General features: G+C 41.6%; 11 protein-coding genes. 4 read left to right on the top strand and 7 right to left on the bottom strand.

The annotated features are described in order from the left end of the window. Positions 1-16: 16 nt before the first annotated feature. From AAFN85_RS24930 to AAFN85_RS24910, 5 genes are all read right to left on the bottom strand, one after another. Entirely contained in the window at positions 17-565 is a 549-nt protein-coding gene (locus tag AAFN85_RS24930; RefSeq protein WP_347530491.1) for a transposase, read from the bottom strand. A gap of 169 nt (positions 566-734) precedes the next feature. Beyond that, positions 735-1,760, bottom strand: coding sequence for a recombinase RecA (recA, locus tag AAFN85_RS24925; protein WP_347530490.1), 1,026 nt, complete (start codon positions 1,758-1,760; stop codon positions 735-737). 162 nt (positions 1,761-1,922) lie between these two features. Further along, a complete protein-coding gene (nth, locus tag AAFN85_RS24920; protein WP_347530489.1) occupies positions 1,923-2,681 on the bottom strand; it encodes an endonuclease III in 759 nt (252 codons plus the stop codon). 220 nt (positions 2,682-2,901) lie between these two features. Continuing rightward, a complete protein-coding gene (locus AAFN85_RS24915) occupies positions 2,902-3,096 on the bottom strand; it encodes a hypothetical protein (RefSeq protein ID WP_347530488.1) in 195 nt (64 codons plus the stop codon). Between the two features lie 194 nt (positions 3,097-3,290). After that, the gene (locus AAFN85_RS24910) at positions 3,291-3,875 is read right to left on the bottom strand and encodes a sigma-70 family RNA polymerase sigma factor (protein WP_022829898.1); all 585 of its coding nucleotides are present in this window, start codon (positions 3,873-3,875) and stop codon (positions 3,291-3,293) included. Positions 3,876-4,379: 504 nt separating this feature from the next. Here AAFN85_RS24910 and uvrA point away from each other — a divergent pair. Continuing rightward, a complete protein-coding gene (uvrA, locus tag AAFN85_RS24905; protein ID WP_347530487.1) occupies positions 4,380-7,268 on the top strand; it encodes an excinuclease ABC subunit UvrA in 2,889 nt (962 codons plus the stop codon). Between the two features lie 310 nt (positions 7,269-7,578). Next, entirely contained in the window at positions 7,579-8,172 is a 594-nt protein-coding gene (locus tag AAFN85_RS24900; RefSeq protein ID WP_347530486.1) for a glycoside hydrolase family 19 protein, read from the top strand. Between the two features lie 2 nt (positions 8,173-8,174). Here the strand turns inward: AAFN85_RS24900 and AAFN85_RS24895 are convergent, their stop codons facing one another. After that, positions 8,175-8,720 (bottom strand): hypothetical protein, encoded by a 546-nt coding sequence (locus AAFN85_RS24895; protein ID WP_347530485.1) that lies wholly within the window; start codon positions 8,718-8,720, stop codon positions 8,175-8,177. 138 nt (positions 8,721-8,858) lie between these two features. Here AAFN85_RS24895 and AAFN85_RS24890 point away from each other — a divergent pair, with 138 nt between their 5' ends. After that, a complete protein-coding gene (locus AAFN85_RS24890; protein WP_347530483.1) occupies positions 8,859-10,490 on the top strand; it encodes an ABC transporter substrate-binding protein in 1,632 nt (543 codons plus the stop codon). Between the two features lie 360 nt (positions 10,491-10,850). On the opposite strand, the gene purD is transcribed toward AAFN85_RS24890, so the two are convergent. After that, positions 10,851-12,125 carry a phosphoribosylamine--glycine ligase gene (gene purD / locus AAFN85_RS24885; protein ID WP_347530482.1) on the bottom strand — a complete coding sequence of 425 codons (1,275 nt, stop codon included), beginning with the start codon at positions 12,123-12,125 and terminating at the stop codon, positions 10,851-10,853. 78 nt (positions 12,126-12,203) lie between these two features. Here purD and AAFN85_RS24880 point away from each other — a divergent pair, with 78 nt between their 5' ends. Continuing rightward, on the top strand, positions 12,204-12,779 hold the full coding sequence (locus AAFN85_RS24880; protein WP_347530481.1) for a hypothetical protein: 576 nt from the start codon (positions 12,204-12,206) through the stop codon (positions 12,777-12,779). The last annotated feature ends 13 nt before the right edge of the window (positions 12,780-12,792 follow it).

The raw sequence follows: 12,792 nt of genomic DNA, 5'->3' as shown, positions 1-12,792 counted from the left end.
ACCAACATTATAAAAACTAACACATCAGTTCGATATCAATCAAACCTTTATCCCCAGCATAATCTCTTGCACTACTGTAAAGAAAATCTTCCGGCTTATCCACCCAGCCAGCAACCACAGGATTATTATGCAAATAATCCAACTTTTGATCAATCATCTTATCACCAAACAATTCGATAGGGTGGTTTCCCGATTGCCAAAACTTATGATATTCATTACCGGGGTTCTTCTGACCTTCCCTCTCAAAAAACCAAAGCATCCATTTGCGTCGGCTTTCCTGTATGTTTTCGGCTACTGCTTTAGTTAGGGTTTTAGATGTATGTCTTTTGATATCTCGCAAAATATCCTGCATAGGCTTATCATTTGTTCCGATAATTAAATGTACGTGGTTGCTCATGATAACCCAGGCATATAGTTTTAAACCCTTGTTTTTAATACAGTATTTCAGGCTATCTACGATGATATCTTTGTATTCACGCCTTGTAAAAACATCTATCCAATTTACAACTGTGAACGTTACAAAATGGGGGAACTCCTGGTTATGGAATTTGTAGTTACGGCTCATTGGGCTTTAGGTTGTTTGTTGGGGTATTTAAGCTGGAAGCTTAAATGATAGTTCACCACGGGTTACGCTACGCTAAACCCGCGGCAGATAGTTTTATAAAAAAAGCTTTCCTTTCGGAAAGCTTTTTTGTACTTATTTAAATCACTTTAGAAATGGTTGGCTTAGCGTACTATACCTCTTCCATGCTTTCGCCCGTAACCGTTTCGCGGATCTTACTTTCCAGTTCTTCCTGCAACTCCGGATTATCGAGGATCAATTGTTTAACCGCGTCACGGCCCTGACCTAAACGGGTTTCGCCATAGCTAAACCATGAACCTGCTTTTTTAATAATGTTGTATTCAACGCCTAAATCGATGATCTCGCCGGCTTTTGAAATGCCTTCACCAAACATGATATCAAACTCAGCTATGCGGAACGGCGGAGCTACTTTATTTTTAACTATCTTAACTTTAACGCGGTTACCAGAAACCTCGTCGGTATCTTTAATTTGAGAGATACGGCGAACATCCAAACGTACCGAAGCGTAAAACTTCAAAGCGTTACCACCTGTAGTAGTTTCCGGGTTACCGAACATCACACCAATTTTATCACGCAATTGGTTGATGAAGATACAGCAGCATCCAGTTTTGCTGATGGTACCGGTTAACTTACGCAAAGCCTGCGACATTAAACGTGCGTGAAGACCCATTTTCGAATCGCCCATTTCGCCTTCAATCTCAGCTTTGGGAACCAATGCAGCAACAGAGTCAATAACCAGGATATCAATAGCTCCTGAACGGATCAGGTTATCAGCAATTTCCAAAGCCTGCTCACCATTATCTGGTTGAGAGATCAATAGGTTCTCAACATCTACACCTAATTTTTTAGCATAGAAACGGTCAAAAGCATGCTCCGCATCAATAAAAGCAGCAATGCCACCTTTTTTCTGCGATTCGGCAATAGCATGGATAGCCAGGGTTGTTTTACCTGACGACTCCGGACCATAGATCTCAATGATCCTGCCTTTCGGCAAGCCATTAACACCTAAAGCAATATCCAAACCTAACGAACCGGTCGAGATCACTTCAGTTTGTTCGATTATAGAATCGCCCAATTTCATGATGGAACCTTTACCGTATGTTTTCTCCAGCTTATCCAGCGTAAGCTGTAATGCCTTTAATTTATCCGAGCTGTTATTTTTATCTGTGTTAGCCATCGTTTTACTTTCTTCAACAAATATATAAATACATTTTTTATAATTACTAATTTTTTTAGTAATTTATTTTTAGGGTTAGAGAATGGTTGATTTAGTGAATAGTTGATTAGGTTATCTACATATAAATGTACTAACTATTCACTCCATCAACCACTCACCTAATCAACCTTTATCCACACTCCGCTTCTTCAATTCTTTACTAATAGCGTTAAGCTGTTTTTTCTTCTTTGCTTCTTTCGCCTTTCTTTCTTTTGCTGCTTCTGCCCTCTTTAAAGCTCCTTCAGTATTATTGCGCTCATAATAACGGCAAAACCAGGTAAGCGGACAAACATCACATTTAGGGCTGCGGGCCAGACAAATATATCGGCCATGCAATATCAACCAGTGATGCGCTACCGCTATATGCTCCTTAGGGATATTTTGTACCAGTTGTTTCTCAACGGCAAGTGGCGTGCGGGCATTATTAGTTAAACCAATCCTGTTAGCCACCCTGAAAACATGGGTGTCAACCGCCATAGCCGGCTCTTCAAATATTACCGAAGCTATTACATTGGCTGTTTTCCGCCCAACGCCCGGTAGTTTTTGCAGGTTATCTATACCCGAAGGCACTTCGCCGTTAAAAACTTCCATCAGCATTTTGCCCATACCTACCAAATGCTTGGCTTTATTATTAGGATAACTTACCGAGCGGATGTAATTGAAAACCTCATCGGATGTGGAGTCGGCCAGATCCTGAGCTGTAGGGAAACGGTCAAACAACGCCGGGGTAACCTGATTAATTCGTTTATCGGTACATTGCGCCGAAAGTATAACGGCCACCAGCAACTGAAATGGATTGTTATAATGCAGTTCGGTAACAGGGTTAGGCTGGTTTTGCGAAAAGTATTCAACAAAGTAGCGGTAACGTTCGGCTTTAAGCATAGTTAGTTCACTGGTTCATTTGTTCATTAGCTTATTGGAACTTTGCATACGGCAATACCTTCAATAAACTAAATGCCAAAACTATCAAACTTTTCACCAATGAACGAATGAACCAGTGAACTAATGAACCCACATAAAATAGAAAGGTTCATAAATCAATATTGTTAACCGGGGTTAACCATTATGATCTATGAACCAGTGGGGGAATCCGCAATAAGTACTAACGGAGGCTTTTTGAATAGTCAAGTATCTGGTGGATGGTCTGAACTTTTGGTTTTTTAACCAGCAGATCCAAATCAGCACGGATGGAATTGTAAAAAATCACATCGTCAGCATCCAGATTTTCTTGTACATCTCTGTTCATTTCGCCTTGGTTAGCTAATGCATTTAACGTTTTTGTAAAGGTTTCATCCATAAGCTTATTTTACTATAAATTTTATACGATTTATAACGGTGGCTTAAAGATAATATTTTGTTAAATGAAAATTAAATGAAATTTTTCTTTGGATGTCATTTCGCAGGGCTGTCATTAAAGTCATTAGGTCATTGATTTATTGGCAAATTTGCATACCAACAATTCAATGACCTAATGAAATAATGACCTAATGACTAATTTTTCAAACTAAGCTCCTTACTCTGCATCATTTTGCGGAGGTTATTGAGGGCGTAGCGCATCCGGCCAAGGGCGGTATTGATGCTTACATCAGTAATATCGGCAATCTCCTTAAAGCTCATATCGCCGAAGTGGCGCATAATGAGCACCTCTTTTTGCTCGGATGGCAATAACTGGATCAGGGCTTTCAAATCTTTATGGGTTTGTTCCCTAACCATTTTATCTTCAGTACTTTCGTCGTAATTGCCAAGCACTTCAAAAATATCAAAATCATCACCATTGCTTATCATCGGCGCACGTTTTTCGCGGCGGAAATGATCAATCACAAGATTGTGTGCAATGCGGGTTACCCATGGTAAAAATTTACCTTCTTCGTTATATTTTCCGGCTTTAAGGGTGTTGATCACTTTTATAAAAGCATCCTGAAAAATATCCTCGGCAAGGTATTCGTCTTTTACCAACAGGTAAATGGAAGTATATATTTTTGATTGGTAACGTCTTATCAGTTCTACAAGGCCCGCTTCATCGCCAGCTACATATAGATGGATTAGATCCTGATCACTCTTCAATTGAAAATCCATAGAAAGTACTACTTAAACTTAATTCTTAGTTAAAACCTTTTAAAGTAAAGTATATTCTATAGCGTGCTCCTTAGGGGTTACAGATTTGTTTCTTCAAATAAAATAAATAATTGGCGAAAAAACAAATAAAATTTTTTTTTTGGAGTTATACATTACTATTAATCGGCATAATTGAACGCAAAACCATCAATAATTTGGTAAGCTTACTTTAGACTGACTTTTAATACCGAAGGTTTAATCATTAACCAAAATAAATTTTTCAAAAATTAGTTGTTAAAAAAGTATTAAGCCTTAAAAAGTCAACAAACTGTAAACACATGAAAATGACCTGTTAAATTGGTATAAACAATTAAAACCGATTTGCATACTGCTAAATTTTTTAGGATTTTTGCATTCCGAAAAGTTCATGGTGCATTGGTCAGAATTTATGGTAAATTATTTGCTGTAAATCGCCGTTCAGGCTATGATCTGTGAACCATCAACCCATCGAACTAATTCAACAGAATGAGTACAGAAGCAGAAAAAGATCCGCAAAAACATATAATTATAAAAGGCGCAAGGGTGCATAACCTGAAAAACCTTGATGTGGCCATCCCTAAAAATAAATTAGTGGTGGTTACGGGCATGTCGGGCTCGGGCAAATCGTCGCTCGCGTTCGATACACTTTATGCCGAGGGGCAGCGCCGTTATGTGGAAAGCTTGTCGTCATATGCCCGCCAGTTTTTGGGCCGTATGAACAAGCCCGATGTGGATTATATTAAGGGCATAGCCCCGGCTATCGCTATTGAACAAAAGGTGATCACCTCCAACCCGCGCTCAACCGTGGGTACTTCTACCGAGATCTATGATTATCTGAAGCTGCTTTTTTCGCGCATCGGCAAAACCATTTCGCCTATATCGGGCAATGTGGTTAAAAAAGATTCTGTTACCGATGTGGTGAATTTTGTGCTCTCTTTACCTAACGAAACTCAGGTAACCATCCTTGCACCATTACATCCACACAACAACCGTACTTTAAAAGAAGAACTTGCGGTGCTGATGCAAAAAGGTTTTGTAAGGGTTGAATACAATGGCAAACTATCGCGCATTGAGGCATTGCTGGAAGATGAGACCGTTGAAAATGTGTCGATGATAGCTGCCGAGCCGGTAGTTGAGATTAAAAAAACGAAATCTAAAAAAGCAACCGCCGAAGCTGCGGAAGTAGAACCACCCGCTACCGTACGCATTGTGGTTGACCGCGTTACCAAAAACGAAGAGGATGAAACCATAAGCCGCCTCGGCGATTCCATCCAAACCGCCTTTTTTGAAGGTAAAGGCGATTGCTTTGTCCGCTTCCAGGAACCTGACGGAGAGACTGAGCATGAACGTTTTTTCTGTGATAGATTTGAACTGGACGATTTAAAATTTGAAGAGCCGACGCCAAATTTTTTCAGCTTTAACAACCCTTACGGCGCTTGCAAAAAATGCGAGGGCTATGGTAAGGTGATAGGCATTGATGAGGATTTGGTTATCCCCGATAAAAGCAAATCCATTTACGAAGGAGCCATTGCCCCTTGGCGCGGCGAAAAAATGCGCGAATGGAATGATGCCCTGGTTCGCCATGCATTGAAATTTGATTTCCCTATCCATCGTCAGTATAACCAACTTACTGAAAAGGAACAGCGACTGATATGGACCGGCAATAAATTTTTCCGCGGCCTTGATGAGTTTTTCAAGGAAATGGAAGAGCAGACCTATAAAATTCAGTACCGTGTTTTGCTATCGCGATACAGGGGCAAAACCACCTGTCCGGAATGTAAGGGTAGCCGGTTGCGGATGGATGCGTCGTACGTAAAGATCAACACCAAATCAATTACCGATGTGGTATTGATGCCTTTGGACAAAGCATTCGAGTTTTTCAAAACGCTTGAACTGAGCGAGAACGATGCAAAAATTGGCAAACGATTATTAATGGAGATCACCAACCGTTTAGGTTTTTTGAACGATGTTGGCTTGAGTTACTTAACACTTAACCGTTTATCAAATACCCTATCGGGCGGTGAATCGCAGCGTATTAACCTGGCTACTTCCTTAGGCAGCAGCTTGGTAGGTTCAGTTTATGTGTTGGATGAGCCGAGTATCGGTCTGCACCCTCGCGATACTGAGCGATTGGTAAGCGTTTTAAAATCTCTTCGCGATGTGGGCAACACCGTTTTGGTTGTTGAGCACGAAGAAGAGATCATGAAAGCTGCCGACCATATCATCGATATCGGCCCTGAGGCTGGCACTCATGGTGGAGAACTAATTTTCACCGGCACTTATGACGAAATTATAAAGGACGAAAAAAGTCTTACCGGTAAATACCTGAGCGGCAGGGAAGAAATAGCCATCCCGAAAAGCCGCCGTAAATGGCATGATTTTATCGAGATAAAAGGCGCTCGTGAAAACAACCTGAAACATGTAGATGCCAAATTCCCTTTGGGAGTGCTTACCGTTGTCACCGGTGTATCCGGTTCTGGTAAAACCAGTTTGGTAAAACGCATCCTTGCCCCTGCTGTACAAAAAGCTTTAGGCAATTATTCGGGCGAGCAAACAGGCTTGTACGATGCCATTGATGGCGATTTTGGCAAAATAGAACAAGTTGAACTGGTTGATCAAAACCCTATCGGCCGTTCATCACGTTCCAACCCGGTTACTTATGTTAAAGCCTGGGATGAGATCCGTAACCTTTACGCTTCGCAACCGGCAGCAAAAGCAGCAGGCTTAAAACCATCGGCGTTTTCTTTTAACGTAGAGGGCGGTCGTTGCGATGTTTGCCAGGGCGAAGGCGAAGTGAAAATAGAGATGCAGTTTATGGCTGATATCTTCCTTACCTGCGAAACCTGTGGCGGTCATCGTTTTAAACAGCATGTACTCGATATTCAATACAAAGAGAAAAACGTATCGGAGATCTTGAACATGACCATCGACGAAGGCGTTGAATTTTTTGCCAAAGAACCTAAGGTAATTGCCAAAATAAAACCATTGGTTGATGTTGGTTTGGGTTATGTGCAATTGGGTCAATCATCAAACACTTTATCAGGCGGTGAAGCACAGCGTATTAAGCTGGCATCATTCCTGGTTAAGGGTAACAATACTAACAAAACGCTTTTCATTTTTGATGAACCAACTACCGGTTTGCATTTTGCCGATATCAAAAAACTTTTGAAATCATTCGACGCACTGCTTGACCATGGTAACACCATCATCGTTATCGAGCATAACATGGATGTAATTAAATGCGCCGATTGGGTAATTGATATCGGCCCCGAAGGCGGTGACCGTGGCGGTAAAGTTGTTTTTGAAGGTGTTCCCGAAGATTTGATCAAGCAAAAAGGCAGCTATACCGGTAAGTTTTTGAAAGATCGGTTTTAATTTTTCAGGTATTTTAAGTTCAAAGCTTGCGCTCGTTTGTAACGAGCGCTTAACATGGTTTTGCGTTTGCAACGCAATTAACCAACAGAATCAAGCCAGCAAATTTCAATAAATTACGGTTTGCGTTATAAACGCAAACCCACGTTAACCACTCATCACAAATGAGCGCAAGAAGCTTTACTACGCATACAATATTGATATTCAATTAAATAATATCTATATTTACCTAAGCCTTACTACACCCTCTTTAATTCAAACTCCATTCCCGGAGACATTTATTTTTATTCACTAACACCTAAATTTTATTACCATGCCAGGTACTAAACAACTTTACGACACTATCCGTCCTGCCTTATTTGGCGGACATTTAACCCAAAACCATGTTGATGGCATCGAAGCCATTATTAAAGCTGCTGAAGACGGCGGCGTAACCGACGAACGCCAGGTAGCCTACATGCTGGCCACGGTTTATCACGAATGCGATGGCACTATGCAACCTGTAAGAGAAAACGGGCGCGGAGCGGGGCATCCTTACGGCCAAAAACTTAAAATGGGCGGCGGCCCCGGCCACCGAGTACCCTATACCACGCCCGATCAGATCTATTACGGTCGCGGGTATGTGCAGTTAACGTGGTATGAGAATTACGAAAGCATGGGCAGATTGCTGCATATCGATCTGCTTAACAATCCGGATCTCGCCCTACAAGATGACATCGCTGCTGAGATCATGGTAAAAGGCATGACAAAGGGCATGTTCACCGGCGTAAACCTCGACAGATATTTTAATGCAGACCGCACTGATTGGGTAAACGCCCGAAAGATCATTAACGGATTGGACATGGCCGATAAGATAGCCGGTTATGCAAAGCTATTTTATAAGGGATTAACGGGAATTGATGCCTGAAGTTATTCTTCTTTATCCCTCATATTATAATCTTCTACCAAAATCCGGTTTGTTCTTTCAATAATTACTCTTTTGTTGAAATGATCATCGAGCAAGTAAGCAGGGATAAAGAAGATCATCCAGATGCCTAAAACAGTTGACTCGGCAATATTCCAATCAAAAATTGCTAAAATAAAAGTCGAGAGCAGCAGTGAGATAAAACCGATTAATGAATAATAATTTGATTGCCTAAGTTTTAAAGTAGCCCCATCAGATCTGTAATTCATTTTAAACGCGAAGTGTAATAGCGGGATAAATAAAAAGAAAAACAGGAGTTTCTGTAAAAAGCCAAGCGGCTCAAAGCTTCTTTCTAAAGCAGAATTCAGGTTATCAACTTGCTTAATCCTATAATCCATTACCTCGCTTTCAGGTACGTCTCTACTGTCAAATTCAGCAACGGCTACTTCAACTGCCAGCTCTGTATAGTTGGCCTTGTTGTCAATTATTTCGATCAATTTTTCTGTAGATAGCTTTTTGTATTTTTGTTGCAGTTCTTCTTTTGTGATCATTGAGACTTAGGTGATATTTATCTCAAATATAATAAAGCAAATCCATCGAAACATGCTTAAACCTATTCTCTCTCATTATTAAGTAATAATCAGCTTATTCATCTCCCGGCTACCGCTATATTTAATATATTAGCCTGAATGAATAAGCTGATCACTTACTTTGTATTGTTACTTTCAATTCAGCTTTGCGCCTGCCATTCAAATATCTCCGACAAGCATAAAACCGTTTTCAATATCAACCTCGAAGAGGGCCTAACTTCTCTTGATCCTGCCTTTTGCCGTAACCATTATACCATTTGGATGGACAACCAATTGTATAATGGCCTGGTGCAGGTGAACGATAGTTTAAAAACCATCCCCTGCATAGCCAAAAGCTGGGAAACATCTGCCGATGGTTTGCTTTATACGTTTCACCTCCGCAATGATGTTTATTTTCATGACGACCCGCATTTTGCCGGTGGCCATGGTCGATTGGTTAAAGCGTCAGATTTTGCGTACAGCTTTGGCCGGTTGATCGACCCTAAAGTAGCCTCGTCCGGTTCATGGATCTTCAGCGATAAGGTGAAAGATAAAAGCGCCTTTATAGCAGCGAACGACAGCACATTTCAAATAAAACTTAAGCAGCCATTCGCTCCTTTTTTGAGTTTACTTACCGCGCAATATTGCTCGGTAGTACCTAAGGAGGTTGTTGAATTTTACGGTAAAGATTTCAGGAGTCACCCTGTTGGTACAGGTCCGTTCAGATTTAAATACTGGAAAGAGGGCGAGGTTTTGGTGCTTTTAAAGAATGAGCGCTACTGGGAAAAGGACGATAAGGGCAACCGCCTCCCCTACCTCAATGCTATCCGCTCTACCTTTATTGCCGATAAGCAAACCTCCTTTTTAGAGTTTGTGAAAAAGAACATCGATTTTTTAAATGATATAGATGGCAGCTATCGCGATGATATCCTCACCAAATCGGGCAAGGTAACGCAAAAATATAAAGGCAAATTCATCCTGAATACCGCTCCTTATTTGAATACCATATATATAGGTATGTTGGTGGATACAACCTTGCCTATCGTTAAAAAATCCCCATTAAAAATCCTGAAGATAAGGCAGGCGATTAATTACGCCATCGACCGCGAGAAGATGATCAAATATCTGCGTAACAGCATGGGCACACCTGGTTATGGCGGCTTCGTACCGCCGGGCATGCCGGGTTTTAAAGGTAACGACGTACACGGATACAATTACGACCCCGAAAAAGCCCGTTGCCTGCTCCGTGATGCAGGCTTTCCTAATGGTAAAAATATGCCCGAGATTACGCTGGCCACAACAATCGGCTATCGCAGTTTGATTGAATACGTACAGGGTCAATTGGAGCGTGTTGGTATAAAAACCAATGTGGAAATAACACAAGGTGCAAGCTTGCGGGAGCTGATCTCTAAAAATGGCATAAACTTTTTTTATGGCTCATGGATAGCCGATTATCCCGATGCTGAAAATTACCTTTCGGTATTTTATTCTAAAAACAAAATTCCTTTCGGGCCAAATTATACTGGCTTTAACAATAAAAAATTTGATGAACTGTTTGAGCAAACTTACCAGGTAAAGGATGATGAAAAACGCTTCGCTATTTACCATCAAATGGATAATCTGATGATGCAGCAATCGCCGGTAGTGGTTTTATATTATGATAAGATAGTGAACCTTTACCAGAATAATATTAGCGGCTATAGCTTGAATGGGCAGAATTTATTGGTGCTAAAGAAGGTGGTGAAGAAGTAGAGCGTAGGTTAAAAAAAACAAAAACAGCCGCTAATCTGCCGCGGGTTTAGCGATAGCGTAACCCGTGGTGTAAAATCACTTAAGTCTCTGACTTAAGTGACTACCGGATTAGATGAGTTATTCGCAATGGGTTAAGTTATAGCTAAGTCGGTGGCAGATGGTATGTTGGACTATTGAGGTTAAGTCAGAGACTTAACCTGTTATTCCCACGGGTTACGCTATCGCTAAACCCGCGGTAGTGAGTTATTAAAAAGGGCTTCCGGAAATTCCGGAAACCCTTTTTGTAATTTCTTAGAAGATGCCAGACGACTGAAATATCTTTCAAAAAATGACTCAATGACCTAATGACTCAATGACCAACTAAAGAAGGTCAAATCCAATATCTTTCCTAAAGTACATCCCATCATAATATATCCTACTTGCATCGGCAGTAGCCTGCTGCAATGCACTAAACATATTATCCTGCACAGTAGTAATAGCCAAAACACGACCACCGGTAGTGATCACATCCTCACCATCCATAGCCGTACCTGCATGGAACACGATAGAATCGCGCACGTTTTCGGTACCGGTTATTACTTTATTTTTAAGGTATTCTCCCGGATAGCCACCTGCTACCATTACTACGGTGGCCGCGGTTTTAGGGCTTATGATAATTTCTTTTTCGTTCAGGTTTCCTTCGGCAACACCTAAAAGCAGGTCAACAAAGTCCGAATCTATACGGCGCATTACGCTCTCGGTTTCCGGGTCGCCCATGCGGCAGTTGTATTCAATTACCCATGGTTCGCCGTTACTGTTCATCAGGCCGATAAAGATGAAACCCTTGTATGGGATACCATCTTTTTTCAAACCCTCAACTGTAGGGATGATCACACGCTCCTCTACCTTTTTCATATAAGCAGCATCAGCAAATGGCACCGGCGAGATAGAACCCATACCACCTGTATTGAGGCCGGTATCGCCTTCGCCTATGCGTTTGTAATCTTTGGCTTCGGGTAATATTTTATAGCTGTTGCCATCGGTCATCACAAATACCGATAGTTCAATGCCTGTTAAAAACTGCTCCACAACCACACGCGAACTTGCTTCGCCAAATTTGGCATCGGCCAGCATAGCGGTAAGTTCGGTTTGGGCCTCTTCTAAAGTAAGGCAGATCAGCACGCCTTTACCGGCCGCTAATCCATCAGCTTTTAATACTACCGGTAAGCCGGCAGTGGCTAAATATGTCAACCCATCTTCCAGGGTATCTTTAGTAAAAGTTTTATAAGCGGCAGTAGGGATATTATGCTTCTCCATAAACTGCTTGGAAAAATCCTTGCTGCCTTCCAATTGGGCGCCTTCCTGCTGCGGACCAACAACCGGGATGTTTTTCAGCTGCTCATCAGCCAGGAAAAAATCATGAACGCCTTTTACAAGTGGTTCTTCGGGACCAACCAATACCAGGTTAATGTCCTCATTTAAAACAAGCGCTTTAATGCCTTCAAAGTCGGTAACCTTGATGTTTACATTTGTACCGTATTGCGTTGTGCCGGCATTACCGGGCGCAATAAAAAGTTTCTCACACTTAGGGCTCTGGGCTACTTTCCAGGCGAAGGCGCTTTCCCTTCCGCCCGAACCAAGGATCAGGATATTCATGCGGCAAAGATAGTTTTTTTAACAAGCCTTTAATACTATATATAAGGCTACTTGTGTTATAAGTAGTAAATTTACCACATGGCCCGTAGACTTGAAAAGTTTGAAAAGCTCCCGGTATATCAAAAAGCACAGGAATTATTTGACCTTGCCGATGTTATTGCCGAAGCTTTAAAGGAAGACAGCATGAAAGAGCACCTGGCTATCCAGATCTGCAGCAATGCCGCCCTCATCCAGGCAAAAATTGCCGGTGCCGAAGGCGGCAGTCTCTACTCGTTACGCATGCAGAACGCAGTATTGATCAAGCTGGCCGTGCAAGACATGTTCAATGCCGTATCCTTCGCATCAATGGTAAAAATAAACGAAGAGGATTACGTGCAACTAATGCGCGAAAAGATAGAAGAGTTTAGGCTGGTGTTTGTGGATTGGATCCGCGGGTTTGATAAAACTTACGATATCCCCGATAACTGGGCCATCCGTTTTGATACCAGCACACCCGAGCAGGAAAAGCTGGAAGAACTGATGTTTGATGAAGACCGTTTTTTCGGCGAGTTTAACGAAGATGACCTGAACGATTTTGAAAGCGAAGATTTGGATGAGGAGGACGATGATGACGATAAGGGCGGGAAAGGTGATGACAAAAACAACAATGATTAATAAAACCCCGATG

This window comes from Mucilaginibacter sp. CAU 1740 (assembly GCF_039839285.1).
GTDB lineage: Bacteria > Bacteroidota > Bacteroidia > Sphingobacteriales > Sphingobacteriaceae > Mucilaginibacter.
Note: the sequence above shows the minus strand (reverse complement) of the source record. Positions and strands in the feature narration are given on the sequence as shown.

Excerpts from the sequence above, each read along its gene's own strand:
- AAFN85_RS24930 (WP_347530491.1), bottom strand. The coding sequence starts at position 565 with ATGAGCCGTAACTACAAATTCCATAACCAGGAGTTCCCCCATTTTGTA.
- recA (WP_347530490.1), bottom strand. The coding sequence starts at position 1,760 with ATGGCTAACACAGATAAAAATAACAGCTCGGATAAATTAAAGGCATTA.
- nth (WP_347530489.1), bottom strand. The coding sequence starts at position 2,681 with ATGCTTAAAGCCGAACGTTACCGCTACTTTGTTGAATACTTTTCGCAA.
- AAFN85_RS24915 (WP_347530488.1), bottom strand. The coding sequence starts at position 3,096 with ATGGATGAAACCTTTACAAAAACGTTAAATGCATTAGCTAACCAAGGC.
- AAFN85_RS24910 (WP_022829898.1), bottom strand. The coding sequence starts at position 3,875 with ATGGATTTTCAATTGAAGAGTGATCAGGATCTAATCCATCTATATGTA.
- uvrA (WP_347530487.1), top strand. The coding sequence starts at position 4,380 with ATGAGTACAGAAGCAGAAAAAGATCCGCAAAAACATATAATTATAAAA.
- AAFN85_RS24900 (WP_347530486.1), top strand. The coding sequence starts at position 7,579 with ATGCCAGGTACTAAACAACTTTACGACACTATCCGTCCTGCCTTATTT.
- AAFN85_RS24895 (WP_347530485.1), bottom strand. The coding sequence starts at position 8,720 with ATGATCACAAAAGAAGAACTGCAACAAAAATACAAAAAGCTATCTACA.
- AAFN85_RS24890 (WP_347530483.1), top strand. The coding sequence starts at position 8,859 with ATGAATAAGCTGATCACTTACTTTGTATTGTTACTTTCAATTCAGCTT.
- purD (WP_347530482.1), bottom strand. The coding sequence starts at position 12,125 with ATGAATATCCTGATCCTTGGTTCGGGCGGAAGGGAAAGCGCCTTCGCC.
- AAFN85_RS24880 (WP_347530481.1), top strand. The coding sequence starts at position 12,204 with ATGGCCCGTAGACTTGAAAAGTTTGAAAAGCTCCCGGTATATCAAAAA.